28 protein-coding genes and 1 pseudogene are annotated in these 26,383 nt (G+C 59.7%); 20 read left to right on the top strand and 9 right to left on the bottom strand.

All coding sequences use genetic code 11. The features are described from left to right. Window positions 1–34 precede the first annotated feature (34 nt). Window positions 35–1,408 (top strand): alpha,alpha-trehalose-phosphate synthase (UDP-forming), encoded by a 1,374-nt coding sequence (gene otsA, locus FHX15_RS05735; RefSeq protein WP_184394516.1) that lies wholly within the window; start codon window positions 35–37, stop codon window positions 1,406–1,408. Between the two features lie 232 nt (window positions 1,409–1,640). Continuing rightward, window positions 1,641–1,811: pseudogene (locus FHX15_RS31710) on the top strand (LysR family transcriptional regulator); the annotation flags it as partial. Here FHX15_RS31710 and FHX15_RS05730 read toward each other — a convergent pair. Next, complete coding sequence (locus FHX15_RS05730) at window positions 1,812–3,395, bottom strand: peptide chain release factor 3 (protein ID WP_184394515.1); 1,584 nt, start codon at window positions 3,393–3,395, stop codon at window positions 1,812–1,814. 90 nt (window positions 3,396–3,485) lie between these two features. Here FHX15_RS05730 and dut point away from each other — a divergent pair, with 90 nt between their 5' ends. Together dut and FHX15_RS05720 are read left to right on the top strand one after the other, a co-directional pair. Continuing rightward, a complete protein-coding gene (dut, locus tag FHX15_RS05725; protein ID WP_184394513.1) occupies window positions 3,486–3,956 on the top strand; it encodes a dUTP diphosphatase in 471 nt (156 codons plus the stop codon). Beyond that, window positions 3,953–4,846 (top strand): GNAT family N-acetyltransferase, encoded by an 894-nt coding sequence (locus FHX15_RS05720; protein ID WP_184394511.1) that lies wholly within the window; start codon window positions 3,953–3,955, stop codon window positions 4,844–4,846. Before dut ends, FHX15_RS05720 begins: the two co-directional genes overlap by 4 nt. A gap of 2 nt (window positions 4,847–4,848) precedes the next feature. Here the strand turns inward: FHX15_RS05720 and FHX15_RS05715 are convergent, their stop codons facing one another. Then, the gene (locus FHX15_RS05715) at window positions 4,849–5,316 is read right to left on the bottom strand and encodes an Lrp/AsnC family transcriptional regulator (protein ID WP_409526999.1); all 468 of its coding nucleotides are present in this window, start codon (window positions 5,314–5,316) and stop codon (window positions 4,849–4,851) included. A 108-nt stretch (window positions 5,317–5,424) separates the two neighbouring features. Between FHX15_RS05715 and FHX15_RS05710 the strand changes: the two genes are divergently transcribed. Beyond that, window positions 5,425–6,327, top strand: coding sequence for a DMT family transporter (locus FHX15_RS05710; protein ID WP_184394509.1), 903 nt, complete (start codon window positions 5,425–5,427; stop codon window positions 6,325–6,327). 21 nt (window positions 6,328–6,348) lie between these two features. Here the strand turns inward: FHX15_RS05710 and FHX15_RS05705 are convergent, their stop codons facing one another. Then, window positions 6,349–6,867, bottom strand: a complete 519-nt coding sequence (locus tag FHX15_RS05705) for a Dps family protein (protein WP_184394507.1) — start codon at window positions 6,865–6,867, stop codon at window positions 6,349–6,351. 229 nt (window positions 6,868–7,096) lie between these two features. Here FHX15_RS05705 and FHX15_RS05700 point away from each other — a divergent pair, with 229 nt between their 5' ends. Beyond that, window positions 7,097–7,714: a LysE family translocator gene (locus tag FHX15_RS05700; protein ID WP_184394506.1), complete on the top strand. Its 618-nt coding sequence runs from the start codon at window positions 7,097–7,099 to the stop codon at window positions 7,712–7,714. Window positions 7,715–7,857: 143 nt separating this feature from the next. After that, window positions 7,858–8,820, top strand: a complete 963-nt coding sequence (cysK, locus tag FHX15_RS05695; RefSeq protein WP_184394504.1) for a cysteine synthase A — start codon at window positions 7,858–7,860, stop codon at window positions 8,818–8,820. 60 nt (window positions 8,821–8,880) lie between these two features. Here the strand turns inward: cysK and FHX15_RS05690 are convergent, their stop codons facing one another. The 5 genes from FHX15_RS05690 to rsmI all read right to left on the bottom strand — a co-directional run bounded on the left by FHX15_RS05690 (window position 8,881) and on the right by rsmI (window position 13,649). Further along, the gene (locus tag FHX15_RS05690; RefSeq protein WP_184394502.1) at window positions 8,881–10,413 is read right to left on the bottom strand and encodes a YifB family Mg chelatase-like AAA ATPase; all 1,533 of its coding nucleotides are present in this window, start codon (window positions 10,411–10,413) and stop codon (window positions 8,881–8,883) included. Window positions 10,414–10,667: 254 nt separating this feature from the next. Beyond that, window positions 10,668–11,615: a glutathione synthase gene (gshB, locus tag FHX15_RS05685; RefSeq protein WP_184394500.1), complete on the bottom strand. Its 948-nt coding sequence runs from the start codon at window positions 11,613–11,615 to the stop codon at window positions 10,668–10,670. Between the two features lie 96 nt (window positions 11,616–11,711). Then, window positions 11,712–12,215 carry a cupin domain-containing protein gene (locus FHX15_RS05680; protein WP_184394498.1) on the bottom strand — a complete coding sequence of 168 codons (504 nt, stop codon included), beginning with the start codon at window positions 12,213–12,215 and terminating at the stop codon, window positions 11,712–11,714. A 158-nt stretch (window positions 12,216–12,373) separates the two neighbouring features. Continuing rightward, window positions 12,374–12,742 (bottom strand): YraN family protein, encoded by a 369-nt coding sequence (locus FHX15_RS05675; protein WP_184394497.1) that lies wholly within the window; start codon window positions 12,740–12,742, stop codon window positions 12,374–12,376. Continuing rightward, a complete protein-coding gene (rsmI, locus tag FHX15_RS05670) occupies window positions 12,735–13,649 on the bottom strand; it encodes a 16S rRNA (cytidine(1402)-2'-O)-methyltransferase (RefSeq protein ID WP_184394495.1) in 915 nt (304 codons plus the stop codon). Before rsmI ends, FHX15_RS05675 begins: the two co-directional genes overlap by 8 nt. 248 nt (window positions 13,650–13,897) lie before the next feature. Between rsmI and dnaN the strand changes: the two genes are divergently transcribed. The 7 genes from dnaN to FHX15_RS05635 all read left to right on the top strand — a co-directional run bounded on the left by dnaN (window position 13,898) and on the right by FHX15_RS05635 (window position 18,842). Then, window positions 13,898–15,016, top strand: a complete 1,119-nt coding sequence (gene dnaN / locus FHX15_RS05665) for a DNA polymerase III subunit beta (protein WP_184394494.1) — start codon at window positions 13,898–13,900, stop codon at window positions 15,014–15,016. Between the two features lie 110 nt (window positions 15,017–15,126). After that, window positions 15,127–15,720 carry a phospholipid N-methyltransferase PmtA gene (pmtA, locus tag FHX15_RS05660; protein ID WP_184394493.1) on the top strand — a complete coding sequence of 198 codons (594 nt, stop codon included), beginning with the start codon at window positions 15,127–15,129 and terminating at the stop codon, window positions 15,718–15,720. Then, the gene (locus FHX15_RS05655) at window positions 15,721–16,302 is read left to right on the top strand and encodes a histidine phosphatase family protein (RefSeq protein WP_184394491.1); all 582 of its coding nucleotides are present in this window, start codon (window positions 15,721–15,723) and stop codon (window positions 16,300–16,302) included. It abuts the gene before it with no gap. A gap of 6 nt (window positions 16,303–16,308) precedes the next feature. Then, complete coding sequence (pyrF, locus tag FHX15_RS05650; RefSeq protein ID WP_184394489.1) at window positions 16,309–17,016, top strand: orotidine-5'-phosphate decarboxylase; 708 nt, start codon at window positions 16,309–16,311, stop codon at window positions 17,014–17,016. 13 nt (window positions 17,017–17,029) lie between these two features. Beyond that, on the top strand, window positions 17,030–17,317 hold the full coding sequence (locus FHX15_RS05645) for a DUF1330 domain-containing protein (protein WP_184394488.1): 288 nt from the start codon (window positions 17,030–17,032) through the stop codon (window positions 17,315–17,317). Window positions 17,318–17,426: 109 nt separating this feature from the next. Further along, on the top strand, window positions 17,427–18,407 hold the full coding sequence (locus FHX15_RS05640; RefSeq protein WP_184394486.1) for a complex I NDUFA9 subunit family protein: 981 nt from the start codon (window positions 17,427–17,429) through the stop codon (window positions 18,405–18,407). Between the two features lie 282 nt (window positions 18,408–18,689). Then, the gene (locus tag FHX15_RS05635; RefSeq protein WP_007813451.1) at window positions 18,690–18,842 is read left to right on the top strand and encodes a hypothetical protein; all 153 of its coding nucleotides are present in this window, start codon (window positions 18,690–18,692) and stop codon (window positions 18,840–18,842) included. 83 nt (window positions 18,843–18,925) lie between these two features. Here the strand turns inward: FHX15_RS05635 and FHX15_RS05630 are convergent, their stop codons facing one another. Continuing rightward, a complete protein-coding gene (locus FHX15_RS05630) occupies window positions 18,926–19,723 on the bottom strand; it encodes an undecaprenyl-diphosphate phosphatase (protein ID WP_184394484.1) in 798 nt (265 codons plus the stop codon). 274 nt (window positions 19,724–19,997) lie between these two features. On the opposite strand from FHX15_RS05630, the gene FHX15_RS05625 reads away from it, so the two are divergent. From FHX15_RS05625 to FHX15_RS05600, 6 genes are all read left to right on the top strand, one after another. Continuing rightward, window positions 19,998–20,690 (top strand): glutathione S-transferase family protein, encoded by a 693-nt coding sequence (locus FHX15_RS05625; protein ID WP_184394482.1) that lies wholly within the window; start codon window positions 19,998–20,000, stop codon window positions 20,688–20,690. Between the two features lie 12 nt (window positions 20,691–20,702). Continuing rightward, complete coding sequence (gene queG / locus FHX15_RS05620) at window positions 20,703–21,863, top strand: tRNA epoxyqueuosine(34) reductase QueG (RefSeq protein ID WP_184394480.1); 1,161 nt, start codon at window positions 20,703–20,705, stop codon at window positions 21,861–21,863. Further along, the gene (locus FHX15_RS05615) at window positions 21,863–22,732 is read left to right on the top strand and encodes an SDR family oxidoreductase (RefSeq protein ID WP_184394478.1); all 870 of its coding nucleotides are present in this window, start codon (window positions 21,863–21,865) and stop codon (window positions 22,730–22,732) included. Before queG ends, FHX15_RS05615 begins: the two co-directional genes overlap by 1 nt. Before the next feature lie 409 nt (window positions 22,733–23,141). Continuing rightward, on the top strand, window positions 23,142–23,504 hold the full coding sequence (locus tag FHX15_RS05610) for a septal ring lytic transglycosylase RlpA family protein (protein ID WP_184395339.1): 363 nt from the start codon (window positions 23,142–23,144) through the stop codon (window positions 23,502–23,504). 168 nt (window positions 23,505–23,672) lie between these two features. Continuing rightward, window positions 23,673–24,962 carry an RsmB/NOP family class I SAM-dependent RNA methyltransferase gene (locus tag FHX15_RS05605; protein ID WP_184394476.1) on the top strand — a complete coding sequence of 430 codons (1,290 nt, stop codon included), beginning with the start codon at window positions 23,673–23,675 and terminating at the stop codon, window positions 24,960–24,962. A 124-nt stretch (window positions 24,963–25,086) separates the two neighbouring features. Beyond that, window positions 25,087–26,364, top strand: a complete 1,278-nt coding sequence (locus tag FHX15_RS05600) for an imelysin family protein (RefSeq protein WP_184394474.1) — start codon at window positions 25,087–25,089, stop codon at window positions 26,362–26,364. Window positions 26,365–26,383 lie beyond the last annotated feature (19 nt).

Genomic DNA, 26,383 nt, shown 5'->3' with positions numbered 1-26,383 from the left:
AATTTGCCATTATTTCTAATGAAAGGAATTTGTCATGAGCCGCCTTGTCGTCGTCTCCAATCGTGTCCCTGTTCCGGAGAAAAAAGGGGCTGCATCCGCTGGTGGGCTTGCTGTGGCATTGGAAGCCGCCCTTGAAAAACGCGGCGGCATCTGGATGGGCTGGTCGGGGAAGATCAGCGACGAGGGTGAACCTAGCCCGCTTTCGATCGAGGAACGGGGCAACATCACCTATGCGCTCACCGACCTGACGTCCAAGGATGTCGACGAATATTACTTCGGCTTCGCCAACCGCATGCTCTGGCCGATCTGCCATTACCGGCTGGATCTTGCGGAATATGGGCGCACGGAAATGGCCGGCTATTTTCGTGTCAACCGCTTCTTTGCCCATCGGCTGGCGCCTTTGATCAAGCCTGACGACGTCATCTGGGTTCACGATTATCACCTCATTCCGCTCGCCGCCGAGCTTCGGCAGATGGGGTTGAAGAACAGGATCGGCTTTTTCCTGCACATTCCCTGGCCGCCGGCAGACGTGCTCTTCGCAATGCCCGTCCACGAGGAAATCATGCGAGGGCTTGCTGCCTACGATCTCGTCGGCTTCCAGACCGATCACGATCTGGAAAATTTCGCGGGCTGCTTGCGCCGCGAGGGAATGGGCGATCTGACTGGTGCGGGGCGCTTTACCGCCGGCGAACGGATATTCCGCGGTGACGTATACCCGATCTCCATAGAGACGGCCGCCTTCGCGGAATTTGCGAGAAAAGCCGGCAGCCACAGCATGGTGCTGAAGGCACAGCAGAGCATCGAAGATCGCAGCCTCATCATCGGCGTCGACCGGTTGGATTATTCCAAGGGCATCACACAGCGCATCGATGCCTTCGAGCATTTCGTAACCAACAATCCAGCGCACCAGCGCAAGGTCACCTACCTGCAGATAACCCCGAAATCTCGTTCGGAAGTGCCAGAATACGAGGCGATGCAGCGGATGGTCGCCGAACAGGCCGGCCGCGTGAACGGCGCGCTCGGCACGGTCGACTGGGTGCCCATCCGATATATCAACCGCTCCGTCAGCCGGCCGGTGCTGGCCGGCCTCTACAGGCTTGCCAAGGTCGGGCTCGTTACGCCGCTGCGGGATGGCATGAATCTCGTCGCCAAGGAGTATGTTGCCGCTCAAAACCCTGACGATCCGGGCGTGCTGGTTCTCTCCCGCTTCGCCGGCGCGGCCCGTGAGCTGAAAGGGGCTCTTCTCGTCAACCCTTACGATATCGTCGGTACGTCGAATGCGCTGGCGCGCGGGCTCAATATGCCGCTCGATGAGCGCCGTGAACGCTGGCGGCGGATGATGGACCATCTCCTCGAGCACGATGTCTCACGCTGGTGCGACAATTTCCTGCGTGATCTCGCTGCCTGAGCGGTTTGCCGGGTAAGCCCGCCCGGCCCGAGCCGCGGCATCTATGCCGCGAGGTCAGACTATGTTCACACGATGGAAGTCAGGAACCCTGCCGCTTCCTGTTCGTAAGCGGTACGATGGGCTGCGATGCGAAAGCTGCGGCGGGCAAGGATCTGTCGGCGGAACTTGATCTCATCTGGGCAAAGCTGTGGACGATCCTTGCGGGTGCCGAGATGGGCGTTGGCACTAGCGGCTGACCACCTCGGTTTGTCACGAGGCCCTACGGGACGGGCGGCTGGTCGGGTTGCTGCCGGGCTGGACTGCCGGCAGCATCACCACGACTCTCCTCATGACGCATCGGCGCGGACAATTGCCGTCCGTACGTGCGGTCGTCGAGTTCCCTACCGAGCGGCTGGCGGGATGATCAGGCGGCTTTGGCCGCGTGATATTCCTTGACCGCCACCATCTTGATCGCCGGATAACGCTCCGCCTCGTAACGCAGCGAGAAACCGTCCTGCGCCAGGAAAACCGGGTCGCCGTCGAGATCACGGGCGATATCGCCGCGCTTGACGGTGAGGAACTTTTCGAGATCGGCCGGCTGGTCGGACGAGACCCAGCGGCAGACGGAGAAGCGCGACATTTCGAAGGAGACGGGCAGACCGTATTCGGCCATCAGCCGCTCCTTAAGGACATCGAGCTGCAGCGCGCCGACGACACCGACGATGGCGGGCGAGCCGTCTTCCGGCTGGAAGAGCTGGACCACGCCTTCTTCCGCCATCTGCTGCAGAGCTTCCTTCAGCTTCTTGGCCTTCATGGCATCTTCCAGGCGGACGCGGCGCAGGATTTCCGGCGAGAAATTCGGCACACCCTGGAAGACCAGGCTTTCGCCTTCCGTCAGCGTATCGCCGATTCGCAGCGTGCCATGGTTCGGAATGCCGACCACGTCACCGGCAAAGGCCGTATCTGCGAGCTGACGTTGCGAGGCGAAGAAGAACTGCGGCGCGGTCAGGCCAAGCTGCTTGCCTGTGCGCGCGAGGCGGGCTTTCATACCGCGCTCCAGCTTACCGGAGCAGATTCTGGCAAAAGCGATGCGGTCGCGATGGTTCGGGTCCATGTTCGCCTGAATCTTGAAAACGAAGGCCGTCATCTTGTCTTCGGCAGCATGCACGGTTCTGATATCGGCGACCTGGTCACGCGGCGGCGGCGCGAATTCGCCAAGCGCGTTGATGAGATCGCGGACACCGAAATTACGCAGCGCCGAACCGAAGAAGACCGGCGTCATATGGCCTTCAAGGAAGGCCTGGCGGTCGAAGGGACGGCAGGCCTCGATCGCCAACTCGACCTCTTCGATGAAGGCATCACGTTCGTTTTCCGGCAAGCGGTCGGCGACACTCTGCGGGCCGTTCACGGCTGTGACGTCGACTTCCGTATCGGAGCCGCGGACGGTGTTTTCCTTCAGATGATAGGAGCCGCAGAAGGTCTTGGAGCGGCCGATCGGCCAGGTGACCGGCGCCGTGTCCAGCGCCAGCTTCTCTTCGACCTCATCCAGGATTTCGAATGGGTCGCGGCTTTCGCGGTCCATCTTGTTGATGAAGGTGATGATCGGGATGTCGCGCATGCGGCAGACTTCGAAGAGTTTTAGCGTGCGCGGCTCGATACCCTTGGCGGCGTCGATGACCATGACGGCCGCATCGACTGCCGTCAGCGTACGATAGGTATCGTCGGCGAAGTCTTCGTGGCCGGGCGTATCGAGGATATTGAAGACATTGCCTTCATATTCGAAGGTCATGACTGAGGTGACGACCGAAATGCCGCGTTCGCGCTCGATCTTCATCCAGTCCGAGCGGGTTTGCATGCGGTCCTTCTTCGCCTTCACTTCACCGGCGAGCTGAATGGCGCCACCGAAAAGCAGCAGCTTTTCCGTGAGCGTCGTCTTGCCCGCGTCCGGGTGAGCGATAATAGCGAATGTGCGGCGGCGGGAGACCGCCTCGGCGAGACTTTCGGCCATGATGTGAATCCTGTGGAATTGCGGCGTATCTAACGATTAAAGCGCGCCATTGCAATTGACCTTGCGGCATGGGGCGCGAAGTAATGCCGCATGACCATTCGCACCGATACGCTTCCGACCCTCAATCTGATCCGGCTGCCGAACGGCCGGGGCCTCGATCTGCCCGCCTATGAAACGCGCGGTGCCGCCGGCATGGACCTGCGCGCGGCGATCGACGAGGACAAGCCGCTGGTGCTGGCGCCCGGCAAACGCGCGCTCGTTCCGACCGGCTTCGTTTTCGAAATCCCCGAAGGTTTCGAGGGCCAGGTTCGCCCGCGCTCCGGCCTTGCGGCCAAAAACGGCGTCACCTGCCTGAATTCGCCGGGCACCGTCGACAGCGACTATCGCGGCGAAGTGAAGGTCATTCTCATCAATCATGGCGAGGAGGATTTCACCGTCACCCGCGGCATGCGCATTGGGCAGATGGTGATTGCGCCTTTCATCCAGGCGCGCGTGGCCGAAGTCTCGGAGACGACCGAAACGGTGCGCGGCGCCGGCGGCTTCGGCTCCACCGGCGTATGAGCGCGGCAGATACGAGCGACCTCATATTCCGACAGGATTATTTCAGTGATCCAGCGGCCTGGGAAGCTCTCGTCTCCCTTCTCGACGATACCTTCGGCATTGATATCGATCCGCTGCGCAAGCTCGGCGGCGCGGATCCGACCAGCATGCCCTTTGGCTGGTTTAACGAGGAAGGCATACTTGTAGCCAACCTGTCGGCTTTTGCCATGCCTTTCGTCTTCAACGGCAGACTTATCAATGCGGCCGCATTGCAATCCGGTGCGGTCCGTCCGCCATGGCGCGGGCGCGGCCTCTACCGCGATGTGACGTGCAAGGCGCTCGCCTGGTGCGAGGCGCAGAGCTTTGAGGCCATCATCCTCTATACGGACAAGCCTGGTCTCTACGAGCCCTATGGCTTCCGTTCGCTTCCGCTTCATAAATATGCCGGCCCTGCACCAGCTCCTGCAAGCCCAACAGCATCGCGGGCGCTGCAGCCGCACAATGCCAGTGATCTTGCCCTGCTTCAGGACCTGCTTAGGAACCGCACACCGGTTTCCGAGACGCTCGCCGTCGCCAGCAGCCCAGCGATGTTTCTCATCAACACGCAGTTCGACCGTGATATTCGCCTCAACTATCTGGAAGAGAGCAAGGCCGCCATTGCCTGGAAGGTGCCGGCATCGGGACATTTCATCCTTCTCGACGTGGTTGCGCCCGAAATTCCCCCACTTGCCGCAATCCTTGCCGGTCTCGGCATTCAGGCGACGGCTGTCGACACACTCTTTCGGCCGGACAAGCTCGGCTGGTCCGGCGCGGCAGTGGCTTACGAGGGCGGAACGCGGCTGATGCTGCGCGGGGTGGAAGCGGTGGGCCTCGATCACCCGGCAATGCTCTCACCAATGGCGGACTTTTGAGATCACTTTTTCCGTATCAGCGGTGGCAGGCGGCGCTTGACCGGCGACGACTTGATCATCGAAGTATTCGTTTCCGCCCGCTCGGCAACCTTGTCGAGAATGCTGTCGAGTTCGCCCATGGACCGGACGACGAGGCGTGCGATGAAACAATCGTCACCCGTCACCTTGTCGCATTCGATGAATTCGGGCGTGTCCTGGATAATCCGCTCAACGATATGGAGTTGGCCGGGCAGCGGGCGCACCCGCACGATCGCCTGAAGCGGATAGCCGATCGCTGTCGGATCGAGATCGATGGTGAAGAGCGTCACCACGCCGCGATCCTCAAGCCGCCGCAGACGCTCAGCGGCGCTCGGCGAAGAAAGTCCTACAGCCTGAGCGAGTTCTTTTAGGGAAATACGCGAGTTTCCTGCCAGCGCCTCTATCATTGCGCGGTCAATATCGTCGACTGCCTGTATCTCGTTAGCCAACATGGCAAAAACTCCTAACAAGATTAGGTTTATCCAGCCGTTCCCTTTCTTATCATATAGAAAATGCTGCGCTGCCGCAATACAATTTCCCGCTAACGAACGGAGATGGCGATGCACGACAATATCAGAAGAGGCACGATGGAGATGACAGCAGCGATGCTGATCTCAGGAACGATCGGTTGGTTCGTCGTCATATCGGGCCAACCCGTCAGCGGCGTCGTCTTCTGGCGCTGCTTCTTCGGTGCGCTGACCCTGCTTGTCATTTGTACCGGCCTCGGCCTGCTCAGGCCCGGCATCATCAGCCTGCGCTCCCTCGGCATCGCTGTCTTTGGGGGCATCGCCATCGTTTCCAATTGGCTGCTGCTGTTCGCCTCTTATTCGCACGCGTCGATCTCGATCGCGACGACGGTCTACAATACCCAGCCCTTCATGCTGCTTGCGCTCGGCGCACTCTTCCTCGGTGAGAAAATCACCGGCACAAAACTCTTCTGGCTCGGGCTTTCCTTTGCTGGCATGGCGGCTATCGTCGAGGCGAAACCGCAGGCAGATGCGGTCTCCGGTAGCTATGGGCTCGGCATTCTATTAGCGCTCGGCGCTGCCTTCTTCTATGCGCTGGCCGCACTTGCCGCCAAATGGCTGTGCGGCACACCGCCGCATTTGATCGCACTAATTCAGGTTTCGACAGGTATCATCATGTTGGCGCCGATGACCGATTTCACGAACCTGCCAGCCGATATGAAATCATGGCTGATCCTGATCGCGGTCGGCGTAATCCATACCGGCCTGATGTATGTGCTGCTCTATGGCGCAATACAGAAGCTGCCGACGCATCTGACCGGCGCTCTATCCTCCATTTATCCGATCGCCGCCATCCTGGTCGACTGTTTCGCTTTCGGTCACACGCTGCAGCCGATGCAAATCATCGGGGCGGCGGTCATTCTGCTTGCCGCCGCGGGCATGAATCTCGGCTGGTCGCCAGGCAGGCTTATTCGCCTGCCGGCGGCCAGAAGCTGAACCATTACCTCACCATACTTGTTATCTCGATTGGCGCGTCGTCTCGAACAGGAACCAGACGCGGCGTTCGCTCTCATCGATCCAGTTCTCGATGAGGCTGGCGGTCGCAACGTCATTATGTTCGTCGCACACTTCATGCACTTCGCGCAGGATGGAGACGAGGTGAAGATTGTCTTCGCGGAGTTCCGAGAGCATGTCCTCAGGGGTGACATAATCCGCATCATTGTCGGGAATGCGCTGCTGCCGCGCGATCTGGCCGATCGAGCGTAGCGTCGTGCCGCCGATCTTGCGGGCGCGCTCGGCAACTTCATCCGTCATATCGAAGATTTGCTCTGCCTGCTCGTCGAGCAGCAGATGGTAGTCGCGGAAATGCGGCCCGGACATGTGCCAGTGGAAATTCTTGGTCTTCACATAGAGCGTGAAGACATCGGCGAGCAATCCCGTCAGCGCGGCCGAGATATCGGTGATCGCGTTTGTCGGCAGGTCGGAAGGCGTATTGAGCGGCGAACGTTTGCGGACTTCAGCTGTAGTAGGCGACATGCATTCTCTCCTTGGTGATGAAAATCGTCAGCGCCAACGGCTTAGAGGAAGCCGCGGCAGGCCGTCTCCGGCCGCTTGCAAGAGGAAAATAGCAAGGCCGGATCAGTTTCCAAGTAGATCAAGGTTCAGCTGATCTATTCTTTATGGTTATGGACAGATCAGCCCGAGGCGATTGATGGAGCCTAGCTCGCCGCCTATAGGAAGACCGCGCAACCTTTTGGATCTGAAGATGAGCCTTACCGCCCTGATCGCCTATGCTGGAGCTCTTTTCATCGCCGCTGCCATTCCCGGTCCGGGGATCACGGCGATCGTGGCGCGTGCGCTCGGCTCGAATTTCCGCGAGACCTTCTTCATGGGTCTCGGCCTCGTGCTCGGCGACATGACCTATCTTACCGCCGTCATTCTTGGCCTTGCCTTCGTAGCACAGGCCTTTACCGAGATCTTCCTCGTCATAAAGATCGCTGGCGCCCTCTATCTCGCCTATATCGCCTGGAAGCTCTGGACGGCCGGACTGCTGCCGCAGGAGATCGCAGCGAAGAAATCCAGCAGCGCCGGCATGTCCTTCCTGTCCGGCCTGCTGGTGACGCTCGGCAATCCCAAGACCATGCTCTTCTACGTAGCGCTGGTGCCGACGCTGATCGATTTGAACAGCATCGGGATGCGCGAATATCTCATACTGCTGGCCGTCACTTTCGCGGTGCTGATGATCGTGCTTATTCCCTATATGATGCTCGCATCTCGCGCCCGGACGATGCTGAAGCAGCCACGGGCACTTCAGGCGCTGAACCGTGTCGCCGCGAGTATTCTGGCGGGCACGGCAGCCTTTATCGCCACACGCGCGGCCTGAAATAAACATTCGACAACGAACGGTTTTCACAGCATTTTTTCTTCGGCTTGAGCGGCCGGCGGATGAAGCCACTCTGGTCTCACCGCCCATTTGACCTTATTCTCTCCGCAGATTTCAGGACGGAGTTTCAAAGGGAGAGCGCCATGTCGCACAAACCGGGCCGCGGCCGTATCTATTCCTCTATTACCGATACGATCGGCGACACACCGCTCGTTCGCCTCGAAAAACTGGCCAAAGAAAAAGGCGTGGCGGCGAATATCCTCGCCAAACTGGAATTCTTCAATCCGATCGCCTCGGTGAAGGACCGTATCGGCGTCGCGATGATCGACAGCCTGGAAACACAGGGCAAGATTTCGCCCGGCAAGTCCGTGCTGATCGAACCGACATCGGGCAATACCGGTATCGCGCTTGCCTTCGCCTCGGCCGCCAAAGGCTATCGACTGATCCTCACCATGCCGGAAACCATGTCTGTCGAGCGCCGTAAGATGCTGGCGCTGCTCGGCGCGGAACTGGTGCTGACCGAAGGTTCAAAGGGCATGAAGGGAGCGATCGCCAAGGCAGAGGAACTCGCTGCCTCGCTGCCCGACGCCATTATTCCGCAGCAGTTCGAAAACCCGGCCAACCCGGAAATCCATCGTAAGACCACGGCCGAGGAAATCTGGAACGACACGGACGGCAAGGTCGATATCTTCGTTGCCGGCATCGGCACCGGCGGCACGATCACCGGCGTCGGTCAGGTGCTGAAGAGCCGCAAACCGGATATCCGCGTCGTGGCCGTCGAGCCGACGGACTCGCCGGTCCTGTCAGGCGGCACGCCAGGCCCGCACAAGATCCAAGGCATCGGCGCGGGCTTTGCCCCGAAGATCCTCGATACCAGCATCTATGACGAGGTCGTCACCGTCAGTAATGACGATGCATTCCAGCAGGCGAGGCTCGTCGCGAAGCTTGAAGGCGTGCCGGTCGGCATCTCCTCGGGTGCAGCGCTGACTGCGGCGATCGAAGTCGGACGTCGTCCGGAAAATGCCGGCAAGAACATCGTCGTCATTATCCCTTCCTTTGCCGAACGGTATCTTTCGACGGCGTTGTTTGAAGGCTTGGGGAGCTGATCCGAAATTTCTCCTGGTTGATCCTCTCACCCGATCTGGGGCGTTGCGGCGCCCCATTTATCATGCCGCTGCCGTCAGCCGGGCGCCGGCAACGCGATAGGAGATTGCTTCCGCAAGATGGATCCGGCTTACGGTTTCCTTGCCGTCGAGATCGGCCAGCGTGCGGGCGACCTTGAGGACGCGGTGATAACCGCGCGCCGAAAACTTCATCTTGTCTGCGGCATCGCGTAACAGCTGCAATCCGGCCACGTCCGGCTCCGCGAATTTCTCGATCATGGCCGTCGAGCAACCGGCATTGGTGGAAATGCCGGCGGCGCCCGCAGCAACATAGCGCTCGCGCTGGATTTCGCGGGCACGCGCAACACGCCGGGCAACGTCGGCACTCGCTTCAGCGGCCGTCGGTCGGATGAGATCGGCAGCGGAAACAGCCGGCACGTCGATACGAATATCGATGCGATCCATCAGTGGACCCGAGATGCGTGCCTGATAATCGGTCATGCAGCGCGGACCGCGAGCACAGGTATGGCCGGGTTCTCCCGCCATGCCGCAGCGACAGGGGTTCATGGCGGCAATGAGCTGGATCCGCGCCGGATAGGAGACACGGTGATTGGCGCGTGCGATGACGCATTCGCCGCTTTCCAGCGGCTGGCGCAAGGCATCGAGCACTTGCGGCGCGAATTCCGGAAACTCATCAAGGAAAAGCACGCCATGATGAGCAAGCGAAGCCTCGCCCGGCCGAGCCCGCAGGCCGCCGCCGATGAGGGCTGCCATGGTCGCCGAATGATGCGGCGTGCGATAGGGGCGGCGGTCGGAGAGCTTTCCACCGGAAAGCTGGCCGGCGATAGAATGAATCATCGAGACTTCCAGCAGTTCCGCAGCCGAGAGTGGCGGCAGGATGGATGGCAGTCTCGAGGCCAGCATCGACTTCCCGGAACCAGGCGGCCCGACCATCAGGAGGTTATGGCCGCCGGCAGCCGCCACTTCCAGCGCTCGTTTGGCGCTTTCCTGCCCCTTGATCTCGGAAAGGTCGGGCAGGTTGGCGGCGTTGGGGCGGATGGATGGCTCCGGACGCGAAAGAATCTGGGTACCGCGGAAATGGTTGGCGAGCGCAATCAGGCTGCGGGGTGCCAGGATATCGACGTCAGAACCTGCCCACGCGGCTTCCGCGCCGCTTTCTGCCGGGCAAATCAGTCCCTTCCCAAGCGCATTGGCGCCGATGGCAGCCGGCAATGCGCCGGCGATTGCCGCAATCGTACCGTCGAGATTGAGTTCGCCGACGACGACATAGTCCGACAAGGCGTCTGCCGGGATCGCACCGAGTGCCGCCATCAGGCCGAGTGCAATGGGAAGATCGAAGTGACTGCCTTCTTTGGGAAGGTCGGCAGGTGCGAGATTGACCGTCACGCGTTTTGACGGCAGCGCCAGGCCGGAAGCATGCAAGGCGGCCTGCACTCGCTCGCGGCTTTCCGCAACCGCCTTGTCCGGCAGGCCGACGATCTGGATTCCCATCTTACCGGGAGCGACCATCACCTGGACCTCGACCGGCACACCTTCAATCCCCTGAAATGCCACCGTGCTGACGCGCGCCACCATGCCTCTGCCCCATATTTTTACACCCTGCCTATGAAGGCGGTCACAACTTGGCATGGAATTTAGAATAAAACAAGAACGATTAGCGAACGGATTCACCCAGAAACGGCAGTCCAATTGTGACGGGTTGTAAAGTTGGAACGAAGGCGATCAAACGCGGAACGCCTTCTCCAGGCACACCGACACGCAGTTTGCGGGAATTGCTCTTATCATACAATTCCAGACGCAAAACCGCGCACACTCTCGCCAGGACTGCTTTAGCCGCGCTTGCGCTCGATGGCATCCCACAACAGGCTTGCAATGTCGGCGCCGCCGAACTTCTTCACTTCACGGATGCCGGTCGGTGAGGTCACATTGATCTCGGTCATGTAGTCACCGATCACATCGATGCCCACGAGCAGGAAGCCTCGTTCGCGGAGTGCCGGGCCGATGCGCGCGCAGATTTCCTTTTCACGCGTCGTCAGTTCGGTCGGCTCGGCGCGGCCGCCGACATGCATGTTGGAGCGGCTGTCATGCTCTGCCGGGACACGGTTGATGGCACCGGCGAATTCGCCGTCGACCAGGATGATGCGCTTGTCGCCCTTACGCACGTCAGGCAGGTACTGCTGGGCGATGAAGGGTTCGCGGAAGAGCTGACCGAACATTTCGAGCAGCGAGGACAGATTGCGGTCGTCCCTGGTGGAATGGAAAACGCCGGCACCGCCATTGCCATAAAGCGGTTTCAAGATGATATCGCCCAGTTCGTCGCGGAAGCGGCGGATCTCGGTCGGATCCTTGGTGATCAGCGTCTTCGGCATCAGGTCGGAAAATTCGGTGACGAAGATCTTTTCCGGCGAGTTGCGCACCCAGGCCGGATCGTTGACGACGAGGGTTTTGGGATGGATGCGCTCAAGCAGATGCGTCGATGTGATATAGGCCATGTCGAAGGGCGGGTCCTGGCGCAGCAGGACGACATCCATGGTCGACAGGTCGACACGCTCCGGCGCGCCCAGCTCATAGTGGTCGCCCTTGACGTCGCGTAGCACCATCGGCTCGACGGACGCATAGAGCGTGCCGTCGCGGAAGCTCAAGCGCTCAGGTGTGTAATGGAAGAGCTTGTAGCCGCGCGCCTGCGCCTCGATGCTCATGGCGAAGGTGGAATCGCCCGCGATATTGATACCGGCGACATGGTCCATCTGGACCGCTACATTCTTGATCTTGGCCATTTCCATCCCTTGAGCTGATGCCGCCCAGATTTAGGTCGGTCAGACATCAAACGCAACGGCAATCAACGGCTTCGGATGTTTTCGCGGGCGCCACTTTCAGGCGGCGATGCCCGCGTTGCCGTTGTTGCGCAAGAGGTTGCGCAGGCGGTAGGCGATGGCGAGCGGCTTCGGGAAGGGCTTGCGCAGGAAGGCGACCTTGCGGACGTAATTGTCCACCCGCCAGTTCGCCCAGGTGCCCCCGGCAAAGAAGGCGACATCGCCCGTTTGCAGCGTGCGTTCCATGCCGTCTTCGGTGGTCACGTGCACCTCGCCTTCAAGGATCATGACCGTCTCGTCCCAGCCGAAGCGCCAGCGGAATTCGCCAGCCGTGCAATCCCAGATCGCCGTGAGTGCTGCTTCGTCGTGGCCTCGGGAATGTTCCGCCGTACGCGCTTGCGGGTTGCCGCTGATGATCCAATCCGGATTGATCGGTGTCGACTTCAGCACCATGCCTTCACTTGCCTGCGCGACAAAAGATTTGCCGGCCGACTTCAACCCAGCATAAGGCACAGACCGCGCAGCCGTCGCGGCGGCGGTTGCAAGCATCATCTTCCAGGCCATGAATTACCCCCAGTTGCTACCCCTAGCTGGGCCGTGGATAACAAAAGAGTCGTAAAAGCGCGTTCAAGCAGACACTAAAATTTTAACGAAGGCAGGCTCGTTTATGCCAGCGGATTTTGTTGGAAGGAGCATGGCCGCTCACGACTTCATGGCTATGCTTAGAAAGCATCCGGGAAATGACGAGGTAGCTTCCGCGGCAATATCGCAACAATATCGTAGCGTTGCGAAAGGCGAGCAAAATCGCGTTGACCGGCAAGCCAGAGATCGCTGGCAGCCTGGATACGCTTTTGTGAAGCATAGGAGACTGCATTGACAGCGCCGATCTCGTCGGCGCGTGCCTTGACTTCGACGAAGACAGCCAGATCCCCCTTGCGGGCGATGATATCGATCTCACCAAGCTTCGTTTTGTAACGCAGAGCGAGAATGCGATAGCCTTTCAGCATCAAGAAAATGGCGGCCATATACTCCGCCGCCCAGCCGCGACGCAGCGCCTTTCTTCTGCGGAGCGTAACCTCGCCGTCAGCCATTCGCCGCCTTCATGTCGAGTATCTTTTGGTAGAGCACCTTCCGCGGGAGGCCGGTCAAACGGGCAGCCTCCGTCGCGGCTCTGGCCGTCGGCAGAGATTTTGAAAGATCCGCGAGAACCGCATCGACATCCGCTGCGGTCGCCGGCTCGTGCTTCGGCGGACCGACTACGAGGACGATCTCACCTTTCACATTGTCATGCTCTTCATAATAGGCGGCAAGCTCGGAGAGCGTGCCGCGGCGGAACTCCTCATAAGTCTTGGTCAGCTCGCGGCAGACAGATGCCTCACGCGTGCCGCCGAGCACATCGGCGGCCGAAAGCAGCGTCGCGCCGATGCGATGGGGCGATTCAAAGAAGATCAGCGTGGCCGGCGCGGTTGCGAATTCCATGAGCCGGTCGCGCCGCGCCTTGTCCTTGGTCGGCAGAAAGCCGGCAAAGAGAAAGGCGTCGTTCGGCAGGCCCGAACCGACGAGAGCGGCAAGCGGCGCAGAGGCGCCAGGGATAGGAACGACACGGTAGCCAGCCTCGATCGCCTGCTGCGCCAGGCGATAGCCGGGGTCGGAGACGAGCGGCGTACCGGCATCGGAGACGAGCGCCACCGATTTGCCGGCTTCAAGCGCCTGCAGAAGCCGCGGCCCGGCTTCATCGGCATTGTGCTCGTGATACGCAAAAGGGCGGTTCTGGATACCGTAGCGGTCGAGCAGGATGCGTGTAACGCGCGTGTCCTCGCAGGCTAAAACGTCGGCGCCGGCGAGCGTTTCCAGTGCACGCAGCGTGATGTCGCCGAGATTGCCGATCGGCGTTGCGACGAGATAGAGAGCCGGTTCGAGCGGGCGCGCCGGCACCGCAATATTGTGCAGGCGAAAGCCGCGCCGGGCGCCGGTTTCCGCTGTCATCTCTTCCGTCATGTCACTCGCTTTCGTCCCGTCCGGCTCCTCTATTTATGAGCGAGCCGTGCCGCTTCGACAAGGGGCCGCAATTTCTGTGAGCATTGCACCGCAAAACGGCATTTGCGGGCCTGCGGACAGCCATGCCTCTTGCAATCGCTGGCAAAGTTCTGCCATTTTGCCTGTCCACTCCCCTCTCCCAAAGGGGAAAGCAGTGACGCGGCGCTTGCAGGCGCCCGGACAATGAAGGTCGAAAGCGGTAGCATCCCATGCGTATTACTATTGAGCGGTCAAACCTTTTGAAGTCGCTGAACCACGTCCACCGCGTGGTCGAACGCCGCAACACGATCCCGATCCTGTCCAACGTGCTCCTGAAGGCGGACGGCCAGAACCTCGACATGAAGGCGACCGACCTCGATCTCGAAATCACCGAAGCGACGCCTGCCAATGTCGAGCAGGCAGGCGCCACGACCGTTCCCGCTCATCTTCTTTATGATATCGTGCGAAAGCTCCCCGATGGAGCAGAAGTGCTTCTTGCCACCACACAGGACGGCGGCTCCATGAATGTCCAGTCCGGCCGCTCGAAATTCTCCCTGCAATGCCTGCCGGAATCCGATTTCCCGGATTTGACGGCCGGTACCTTTACGCATTCCTTCAAGCTGAAGGCAAGCGACCTGAAGATGCTGATCGACCGCACCCAGTTTGCGATCTCGACGGAAGAAACCCGCTATTATCTGAACGGCATCTTCTTCCACACGATCGAAAGCAACGGCGACCTGAAACTGCGCGCCGTCGCGACAGACGGCCATCGCCTAGCCCGCGCCGATGTGGACGCACCCTCCGGTTCGGAAGGCATGCCCGGCATCATCATTCCGCGCAAGACGGTCGGCGAGTTGCAGAAGCTCGTGGACGCACCTGATGCGATCGTCACCATCGAAGTTTCCGATGCCAAAATTCGCCTCACGATCGGCTCCATCGTCATGACATCAAAGCTGATCGACGGCACCTTCCCGGACTACCAGCGCGTCATCCCGACCAACAACGACAAGGAGATGCGCGTCGATTGCACGAGCTTCGCCCAGGCCGTTGACCGCGTTTCCACCATTTCGTCGGAACGCGGCCGTGCCGTGAAGCTTGCACTCTCCGACGGTCAGCTGCTGCTCACCGTCAACAATCCGGATTCCGGTAGCGCTACGGAAGAAGTCGCCGTCGGCTACGATACGGATCCAATGGAAATCGGCTTCAACGCGAAGTACCTGCTCGACATCACTGCGCAGCTTTCCGGCGATGAGGCGATCTTCCTGCTGGCGGATGCCGGTTCGCCCACGCTCGTGCGCGATACCGCAGGTGACGATGCCCTTTATGTGCTGATGCCGATGCGCGTGTAAACGCGCGTCGCTTTTGCTCTTAAAACCTTTCTGATTGCGACATCACCCCTTGTTTTTGCTTCATCCTCCTGCAATTAAAGGAGCGTTGACGGCAGGCATGGGAGGACAGCATGGCATTGCGGCTCAAGGAACGGCTCGGCAAAAAATTCGACGAAGAGATCCGCTTCTTCAAAGGCATGATGCAGGGCCCGAAGACTGTCGGCTCGATCGTGCCTACGTCCTCAATCACCGCCCGCAAGATGGCGAGTGTCGCAAATCCGCATTCGGATCTGCCCGTGTTGGAACTCGGGCCCGGCACCGGCGCCATCACCAAGGCGATCCTCGCTCATGGCGTGAAGCCGGAAAAGCTGGTCGCCATCGAATATTCGACGGATTTCTACCAGCATCTCGTGCAGCTTTATCCTGGTGTGACCTTCATTAACGGCGACGCCTTCGACCTCGACCGGACGTTAGGTGCGCTCAAAGATCAGAGGTTCGATTGCGTGATCTCAGGCATACCGCTTCTGAACTTTCCTATGCAGGCGCGCATTGCGCTCCTGGAAAGCCTACTCGACCGTATGCCCGCCGGTCGGCCCATGGTGCAGATTTCCTATGGCGCGGTCTCGCCGATCGTTGCCAATGCCGATCGTTACAGCATTCATCATTTTGATTTCATCGTGCGCAATATTCCTCCAGCTCAACTCTGGATCTATCGGCGCGGATAAATGTTCGGCCTCTATATTACTCACCCTCAGGTCAAGATCGACCCGCAGATTCCGGTTCCTAAATGGGGACTCTCCGACATTGGCACCGAGCGTGCCCGCAAGGCTGCAGCGAATGGCTGGGCAAAGCGCCTGACCCGCATCATCTCCAGCGATGAGACAAAGGCGATCGAGACGGCGGAAATCCTTGCCGAGGCTTCCGGCGTGAAAATCGAGATCGTGCATCATATGCATGAGAACGATCGCTCCGCGACAGGCTTCCTGCCACCAGACAAGTTTGAAGAGGCGGCCAACTGGTTCTTCGCCCATCCGCAGGAAAGTTTTAAGGGCTGGGAGCGCGCTATCGACGCGCAAGCCCGCATCGTCTCTGCGGTCGAAGCAATCCTCTCATCGCACGATCAAAATGCACCGATCGCCTTTGTCGGCCATGGGGGTGTCGGAACGCTCCTCAAGTGCCATTTGATGAGTGCACCCATTGCACGCGATCGCGACCAGCCGGGCGGTGGCGGCAATCTCTATGCTTTCGGTCTTGCAGACCGGCGTCTATCATGCGACTGGACACCCATCGAAGACTGGCGGGGATGATTTGAGATGGACGCACGCGAGCGGTTGATCGTCGGGCTGGATGTTCCAACGATTGGCGAAGCGGAAAGATTGGTTTCTGCGCTTGGCGACGATATTCTCTTCTACAAGATCGGTTATCAGCTCGTCTTTGCCGGCGGGCTGGAATTTGCCCGCGACCTTGCCGCCAGCGGCAAGAAGATATTCCTCGACATGAAGCTGCTCGACATCGATAACACAGTTGCGTCAGGCGTCGAGAACATCGCCAAGATGGGCATGTCGATGCTGACGCTACACGCCTATCCGAAAGCGATGCAGGCGGCGGTCGAAGCGGCAAAGGGCTCCGGCCTCTGTCTGCTCGGCGTGACCGTGCTGACCTCGATGGACGCCGAAGATCTCGTCGAGGCCGGCTATCAATATGATCCGAAGACGCTCGTCGCGCGCCGAGCCGAGCAGGCACGTGCTGCTGGAATGGGCGGCGTCGTCTGCTCAGCTGAGGAATCGGCGAGCGTGCGCGAAATCATTGGGCCAGACATGGCGATCGTCACCCCAGGCATTCGGCCGACCGGCTCTGAAAAGGGCGATCAGAAGCGGGTGATGACGCCTTCCGATGCGTTGAAGGCCGGCTCCACCCATCTCGTTGTCGCCCGGCCGATCGTCAAGGCGCCGGAACCGCAGGAAGCCGCACGGGCGATCCTCAATGAAATGGTTGCCGCGCTCTGGCCGGCAAACCGCTGAAAGGGAGAGAATAATGGCCAAGGGATACTGGATCGCTCGTGTCGATGTGCGCGACCTCGAGCGCTACAAAGACTACGTGGCAACGGCAAAGCCTGCCTTCGAAAAATACGGTGCGAATTTCCTCGCCCGCGGCGGTGCGATCACCGAACTGGAAGGCAAGGCGCGCGCCCGCAATGTCGTTATCGAGTTCCCATCGATGCAGCATGCCGTCGACTGCTATAATTCGCCGGAATATCAAGCTGCTGCGAAAATCCGGCATGAAGTGGCCGATGCCGAAATGGTTGTCGTCGAAGGCGTCTAAGCCTGTTTAAACAGGTAAAAACTGCGGCGCGATGGCTCTTTTCGTCGCGCCGGGATTCGGCTAAGACGAAATCTATCTCAGCATTCCAAAGCCTTTCGAGGAGCCTGCCATGACCCTTGCCAACCTGCCGCCGCTCGTCACCGTGTTCGGGGGGTCCGGCTTTATCGGCAGACACGTCGTGCGGGCGCTGGCCAAGCGTGGTTACCGCATCCGCGTTGCGGTGCGCCGTCCCGATCTCGCCGGCTTTCTGCAGCCCCTCGGCAATGTTGGCCAGATCTCTTTCGTTCAGGCTAACCTGCGCTACCGCAACTCGATCGATCGCGCAGTCGAAGGTGCTGATCACGTCATCAACTGTGTCGGCATCCTCTTCGAGAGCGGCCGTAACACGTTCGACGCCGTGCAGGAATTCGGCGGCCGCGCCGTAGCTGAAGCCGCCCGCAACGCCGGTGCGACACTCACCCACATCTCCGCCATCGGTGCAAATTCAGGCTCGCAGTCCAGTTACGGCCGCACCAAGGGCCGTGCGGAAGCGGCGATCCTGTCGATCAAGCCGGACGCGGTGATCTTCCGTCCATCTATCGTCTTCGGCCCGGAAGACAGCTTCTTCAACAAATTCGCCGACATGGCGCGCACGTTCCCGGTTCTGCCGCTCGTGGGCGGCGGCAAGACGAAGTTTCAGCCGATTTATGTCGAAGATGTCGCCGAGGCCGTTGCCCGCGCCGTCGACGGCAAGGTCGAAACTGGCAAGATCTATGAGCTCGGCGGCCCCGAAGTCCTGAGCTTCCGTGAATGCATGGAGACCATGCTCAAGGTCACGGCTCGTAAGAACTCGCTCGTTTCTCTGCCCTTCAGCATCGCGTCTTTGATCGGCAGCATTGCCTCGCTCGTCCCATTCATTACGCCGCCGATCACGCCCGATCAGGTCAAGCTGCTGAAACATGACAATGTCGTTTCCAAGGAAGCCGAAGCCGAAGGACGTACTCTGAAGGGCCTTGGCATCACACCGACGATGGTGACCTCGGTGCTAGGCTCCTATCTGGTGCAGTATCGCCCGCACGGCCAGTATACCGGTTCCGGCAAGGCTGCCTGAGAATCGATAGCCGACAGTTCAAGCGCCGCTCGTGAAGTTTCGCGGGCGGCGTTTTACTTTTTGTGAGTTGCAAACTTGGCGCAAGCATGACGTGTCATGACGCGTTCGGTAGTGTGTGACGTTGCATAAAAGACGCATAGGAAAATTAGTGAAATTAACACCAAATTTAGCGGGAACATTTATTGCTATTTGCTATTCCACTGACTAAACACCCCGCGCAACTCCAGATGGACTCAAGGCGCCTCGCAGGCGTGCGGCAATCACTGTGAAAGGCTATTTCTGATGGGCAAGTCAATCGCGCTTCTTTTTGCGTGTGCGGCACTGGTAATCCTCGCAGGCTCCTTCATTGCGCCGGGCTCCGTCGCAGCGGTGAAGGGCAGTTGCTCGCCGGCCTATGGCGTCGATCCCTGCTCGACGGCCTCCATCACTCATTAGTAAAAGAACCGGCTCTTTCGGGCCGGCTCTATTTTTATCCCGGTGCAAGCGACACATATTCGGTCGCCGGCAGATTTAGCGACTCAGGCGATTAAGCCGGCCATCGCCATCCCGAGCAGTACGACACCCAATATGATGCGATAAATCGCGAAAACCGTGAAACGGTTGCTCCTAATATAAGTCAGCAGCCATTTGACGGCGATGAAGGCGACAACCGTCGAGACGACGAAGGCAATGCCGAGCGCTGTCCAATCCTCATTGGCCACGCCGCCATCCTTGACGGTTTTCAGCAGCGAGAAGGCGCTCGCCGCATACATGGTCGGAATGCCGACGAGGAAGGCGAATTCGGTCGCCGCAGCGCGATTAGCCGTACCGGCTAGCATGGCGACGAAGATCGTCGCGCCAGAGCGGGACGTTCCAGGGAAGACGCCCGCCACGATCTGAGCGATACCCACCAGAACAGCCACGAGCCAGGTGATGTGCGTGCTCGGGGGGCGACGGGCGGCGGCCCATTCAGCAAAAATCATCCAGATACCACCGATGATCAGTGCCCAGGCGACCGGCGTGGCGTTTTCCGGCAGTTCGAAACCGAGCTTCTTGACGATAAGACCGAGGACCGCCGTAATCAGAAATGCGATGATCAGCTTGAAGGCATAGTCCCGGTTCTTGGGATCGCGCCAGCCAAGCAGCAGATCGAGCAGACGGCGCCAATAGATGATCGTGACGGCGAGGATCGCACCTGCCTGAATGACGATATTGAACGTCTCGCTGCGTGCGCCAAGCCACTGTTCGGCAATGATCAGGTGGCCGGTGCTCGATATCGGCAGGAACTCGGTAATCCCTTCTATAATGCCCAGAATTATAGAGCTTACATAGTCCATAAAGTGTCTCCGGTTGGGGGTTCGGTCGGACTGGAATAGCGATCAGGCGCATATTGCACTGCACAATCATAATTCGCCAGAGCGGGGGAAGAAAAAGCGGGCGGGAGTTGCGATGATCCATGCAGTCATGTTTTGTCCGTTGTCAGGCATGTGCGGCCCGATTCGCTTGTATTGGAGGAGCCAAGCTCCTATAGCTTCAACCAATGAGTCATGACTAGGGCGGTATAGTCGGCGCGCCCTTAGCCCATCTATCGCAATCAAAGTCCGAGTATCGATGCCCACGCTTTATCATCATCCCATGTCGTCCGCATCCCGCTTCGTCAGGCTCATCCTGGCCGAATACGGCTATCAGGCTGAGCTGATCGAGGAACAGACCTGGGAGAAGCGCCGCGACTTCCTGGCGCTCAACCCGGCCGGTACGCTGCCGGTTTATGTCGATGACAGCATGCGGGCGCTCTGTGGCGCGACCGTCATCTCAGAATATCTCGACGAGACGCATGGCGTGTTGAAGCGCGACCGCCGGTTGCTCGCCGAAGATCCATTCCAGCGCGCGGAAATCCGCCGCCTGACGGAATGGTTTATGCAGAAGATGGAAAACGACGTCACAAAGCCGCTGGCGCGTGAACGCGTCTACAAGCTGCAAATGACGGCGGATCAGGGCGGAGGAGCTCCGGATTCCAAGGTGCTGCGTACCGCACGCGCCAATATCCGCCAGCACATGCGTTATCTCACCTGGCTCGCAGGCTCGCGTCAGTGGCTTGCCGGCGACCGGATGAGTTACGCTGATCTGGCCGCCGCAGCCTCCATTTCCATCCTCGATTATCTCGGGGAAATCGACTGGTCGGAATCGCCGCTCGCCAAGGACTGGTACCAGCGGTTGAAATCGCGCCCCTCCTTCCGGCCGATGCTGACCGAGCGCGTACGCGGACTGACGCCGGTTTCCCATTACGCCGATCTGGATTTCTGACGAGGGCTTTTGATGCCCGAAACGAAGACAGTCGATATCAGAGAGCGGAAGCGCCGCGACAATTTGACCACCTTCGTGAAGGCGGAGTCGGTCGCTTTCGGCTTTGATCTCTGCCGCATCACCGGTCCGAATTCGATTCCTGAAGCGAAGGAACGGCTCGGCCAATTTATCGATGCAGGCCGGCATGGGAGCATGGAATGGATGGCGGAGACGCGCGAGCGCCGTGGCGATCCGCGCGTCCTCTGGAGCGATGTGCGCTCCATCGTCGTTTTTGGCCTCAATTACGGGCCGGATGAGGACCCCCGCGACGTTCTTGGCAAGAAGGACAAGGCAGCGATCTCCGTTTATGCCCGCAATCGCGACTATCATGACGTTATCAAGGGCCGGCTGAAGGAGATTGCGACGCGCTTTGCCGCCAGGGCGGGCGCGGACGTGAAGGTCTTTGTCGATACCGCACCCGTCATGGAAAAGCCGCTCGCCGCGGCCGCCGGTCTCGGCTGGCAAGGCAAACACACCAATCTCCTGAGCCGCGAACACGGTTCCTGGCTGTTCCTCGGCTCCATGTTCACGACCGCTAAGCTCAACATCGACAGGCCGGAGACGGATCATTGCGGTTCCTGCCGCGCCTGCCTCGATGCCTGCCCGACCGCCGCTTTTCCGGCACCCTACCAGATGGATGCGCGACGCTGCATTTCGTATCTGAGTATCGAGCACAAAGGAGCGATCGATCCCGAGTTCCGGCCACTGATCGGCAATCGCATCTATGGATGCGACGATTGTCTTGCCGCGTGCCCGTGGAACAAGTTCGCCAGCGAAGCCTCGGAAATGAAGCTGAAGGCTCGCGAGGATCTGAAGGAACCCTCCATCGCCTTCCTTCTGACGCTCGACGATCCGACCTTCCGGACCTTCTTCAGCGGCTCGCCGGTCAAGCGCATCGGCCGTGACCGCTTCATCCGCAACGTACTGATCGCTGCCGGCAATTCCGGCGAGCGGAGCCTAATCGAACAATGTCGCCTGCTCGCCTTCGATGCCTCGCCTGTTGTTCGCGGCATGGCGGTCTGGGCACTATCGAGGCTTATGGAGGCTGGCGAATTCGGAGCCTTTGCCGCACAAAGGGAAAATGAGTCGAACGAAGACGTCCTCAACGAATGGCGACTGGCGGGGGTAAGTTGATGCACGTGATGATCTTTGGCTGCGGCTATTCCGGCACTGTGATCGCCGAGGCCTTTGGCGAGAGCGGCATACGCGTCTCCGGCACGACTCGTTCGCAGGAGAAAGCCGAGGAGTTGCGGAACGCGGGGATTGAAACCTTCCTCTTCGATGGCGAGACTTTGGGCGATGAGCTGCGGAAGGCGATGGCGGATGTCACCCATCTCATCCAGTCGATCGCGCCGCGCGATGCCGATCCGCTGCTCGCCTTGCTCGGCTATGATGGCACGGCACTTCTGCCCGACCTTCAATGGATCGGTTATCTCTCCACCGTGGGCGTTTATGGCGACCATAAGGGCGGCTGGGTAACGGAAGAAACATCTTGCGTGCCGGTCTCCGGCCGCTCGAAGGAACGGTTGGAAGCCGAGGAGGGCTGGCTAGCGCTTGGCCGCGCGCGGGACGTGCCGGCCGCAATATTGCGTCTGGCCGGCATCTATGGGCCGGGACGCAATGCGTTCGTCAATCTCGACCGCGGCACGGCGCGTCGCATCATCAAGAAGGACCAGGTCTTCAACCGCATCCGCGTTGAGGATATCGGCGCTTCGACCCGCTTTCTGTCAGAGCACGCGCTCGGCGGCATCTACAATGTCACAGACGACCGGCCCGGCCCGCCGCAGGATGTTATCGTCGAAGCGGCCCGCCTGATGGGGGTGGAGCCGCCGCCCGAACAGGCTTTTGAGACAGCCGAGATGACGCCGATGGCCCGCTCTTTCTATGGCGAGAACAAGCGGGTTTCGAATGCTAAATTGAAGGCTGCAGGCTACCGTTTTGCCTTCCCCGACTATCCGATGTCGCTCGCCCAACTTTGGGAAAACGGCCGCTGGAAAGGCTGACGAAGCCCTCCCGTTCGGGTGAGCGGGTTATAACCCGTAAAGAGTAGAAAATTCCTACTTTCTAAATTTCACGAGCTGAATTTCGCTCCGCATTATGGTTAACAGCCCTTAAATTTGCGCAAATGTGGCAGCAAATATGGCAGGCTGAGTAAAAAAATTTTGTGATTTGACGCCATCATCAGATACTTAGCATTTCTGCGAAAAAATCGTTCATATTTTAGCTGATTTTATTGGGTTTTTTCCACAAGTTGCGAAAGCGGTGTCCTGCTACCGCAATGTTATCGGAATCACAAATATTACAGACTGTAGCATTCCGTGATCGCCTTTGGCACTTTTTCGCCATTTTTCGCCGGATTTAAGCCCCGCCGCCCGCAAAGGCGTGAGTTCAATAGTTGAGGGACAATCCGTTTTGAAGAAAATCTGCCGTTCTCTAATCACTGTCGCAGCGATTGCAGCCTGTTCTTTCGCCCTCCCGGCTGAAGTATTTGCTGCCAACGGATGCGGCGGTGCTTCGTGGTACGCACTTCGCTCCAAAACTGCTTCCGGGGAACGCATGAACCCGGCCGTCTACACAGCCGCACATCGCTCTCTGGCATTTGGCACCAAGGTGAAGGTCACCAACCGCAACAACGGCCGCAGCGTCGTCGTTCGCATCAATGATCGTGGTCCGTTCATCCGCGGTCGCGTGCTGGATCTGTCGCGCGCTGCTGCACAGAATATCGGCATGGTCTCTACAGGCACTGCGAAGGTCTGCTACGAAGTCATCAGCTGAGGTTAAGTCCTCCGCACAATATCTGCGCCGGATGCGGCGCTTGCTCTTGCCGTCAATCGCGGGTACCACGCGGTTGAGACTTGTGAACAATCTGCCCAGCCGGTCAGGTTTCTGGGTGCTCATTCTTGCGCGGATAGTTCACCAGCCAAGGCAACAGGAGAAGTTTGAATGCGTTTGGGCGGCCGCCTCGAAGGGGCGATCTCGGTTCTGGCTGATATCGATGCCCGCAAAAGGCCCGTTGCCGATGCGCTGAAGGACTGGGGCCTCGCCCACCGTTTCGCCGGCTCCGGCGACCGGGCGGCGATCGGCAACATCGTCTATGACGCGCTGCGCATGCGGCTCTCCCATGCCTACCTGATGGACGACGACAGCGCCGTCGCGATTGCTCATGCCGTCATGTTCCGCCAATGGGGCTTCACGCCGGAAACGCTGGCTGCCGAACTTGCCGACGACAAGTTTGCGCCCACACCGCTCTCGACAGAAGCGCTTGCGGCCTTCACCAGCCGTTCTCTTTCCGATGCGCCGCTACATGTTCAGGGCGATATTCCAGAATGGGTCCAATCCTCCTTCGAGCAGGCTTTCGGCGACGAGTGGCTTTCCGAGGCGCAGGCACTTGCCGGGCGCCCGACACTCGATCTGCGCGCCAATATCCTGAAGGCTACCCGCGAAAAGGCCGTGAAGGCGCTGGAACGTGCGGGCGCAAACGAGGCGAAGATCGCACGCTATGGCATCCGGATTCCCGCCGGCGAAGGAGCCTCACGTCTTCCCAACGTCACCGCCGAACTTTCGTTCCAGAAGGGCTGGTTCGAAGTTCAGGACGAGGGATCACAGATCGTTGCCGATCTCGTGCTGCCGAAGGATGGGGAGCAGGTGCTGGATTACTGCGCCGGCGGTGGCGGCAAGACGCTCGCCATGGCCGCCGCCATGCACAACAAGGGCCAGGTCCACGCCTATGATGCTGATCGTAAGCGGCTTGCGCCGATCATCGAGCGGCTGAAGCGCGCCGGCACCCGCAATGTGCAGGTCCATGACGATGCCAAGGACCTCTCCAATCTGCGTGATCGCTGCGACAAGGTTCTGGTCGATGCGCCCTGTACCGGCACCGGCACCTGGCGACGCCGCCCGGATACGAAATGGCGGCTGACCGCAAAGAATCTCGATGAACGTACAGCTCAGCAGCAGGAGGCGCTCAAGCAGGCAAGCAGCTTCGTGCGCCCGGGCGGCGAGCTGATCTACGTCACCTGCTCGGTGCTGCCGCAGGAAAATGAAGAACAAGTGCGGCGATTTGCTGCCGACAACGGCGATTTCGAAATCATCAGCGCCCTGCCCGCCTGGGACAGCCTGTTCGGCCAGGCAGGAACGCGCCCGCGTTCCTCTGACGGCAAGACCATCACGCTGACGCCGGCTTCGACGGATACGGACGGCTTCTTCTTCTGCCGCCTGAGAAGGAACGGCTGAGCCGACGGCGACAGCAACGGACATCGTCCTAAAACCATTCCAAACTAGAGTATTTGACACCAGTTTGCTTTTGCGCGAAGAGACGTTGCCGGATTCAGACGGAAATCCGTCACAGGAGAGGATTATGAAGCTCAGACGCACGTTCCGCGCAGCCGCGCTGGCGATTGCCCCCGCCGCCCTGCTCGCCCTTCCCGCCCACGCGGAAATCGACGCAGCCGCTGTCGTGAAGCACTATGCCGAAATCGCCCATGCCAAGTACGAGGATTCGCTGACAACAGCCAAGACGCTCGATGCAGCGATAGATGCGCTGCTGAAGACGCCTAACGACGCGACGCTGAAGGCTGCCAGGGACGCCTGGATAAAGGCGCGCGTTCCCTATCAGCAGACGGAAGTCTATCGTTTCGGCAACCCCATTGTCGACGACTGGGAAGGCGAGGTCAATGCATGGCCGCTCGACGAAGGCCTCATCGATTACGTCGATCCCTCCTACGGCACCGAAAGCGATGAGAACTCTCTCTATGTCGCCAACGTCATCGCCAACAAGACGATCAAGATCGACGGCAAGGATGTCGATGCTTCCAAACTGACGCCCGAATTCCTCTCCGGCACGCTGGCCGAAGCCGGCGGTATCGAAGCCAATGTCGCGACCGGTTATCATGCCATCGAATTCCTGCTCTGGGGCCAGGATCTGCATGGCACCGGACCGGGCGCCGGCGAGCGCCCCGCCACGGATTACGATCTAAAGAATTGTACGCATGGCAATTGCGACCGCCGCGCCGAATATCTGAAGTCAGCTTCCACGCTGCTCGTTTCCGACCTGCAGGAAATGACCGACGACTGGGCGGCGGATGGCGAAGCCACCAAGCATGTCGAAGCTGATCCGAAGGCTGGCCTCGTCGCCATCCTGACGGGTATGGGCTCGCTTTCCTACGGCGAGCTCGCCGGCGAGCGCATGAAGCTCGGCCTGCTGCTGCACGATCCGGAAGAAGAGCATGATTGCTTCTCGGACAATACCTACAATTCGCATCTGAACGACGCGATCGGCATCGCCGCCGCCTATACGGGCGAATATACCCGCGTCGACGGCACCAAGATGACCGGCCCGTCGCTGCACGACCTCGTCGCAGCAAAGGACAAGGCCCTCGACGCCGAAATGACCGGCAAACTCAACAAAACGCTGGATGCCATGCACGCCATGGCCAAGCGCGGCGAGACGGTCGAGAAGTACGACCAGATGATCGGCGAGGGCAACAAGGAAGGCAACGCCGTCGTCCAGGCCGCCATCGACGGGCTTATAGACCAAACGAAGTCGGTCCAGCGCGTTATTGCCGCACTTGACCTCGGCACCGTCGAGCTTGAAGGTTCCGACAGCTTGGATAATCCTAACGCCGTCTTCAAATAAGCAAAAGGCGGGCCGCTCT

The organism is Rhizobium sp. BK650 (genome assembly GCF_014195325.1).
Lineage (GTDB): Bacteria > Pseudomonadota > Alphaproteobacteria > Rhizobiales > Rhizobiaceae > Rhizobium.
Note: the sequence above shows the minus strand (reverse complement) of the source record. Positions and strands in the feature narration are given on the sequence as shown.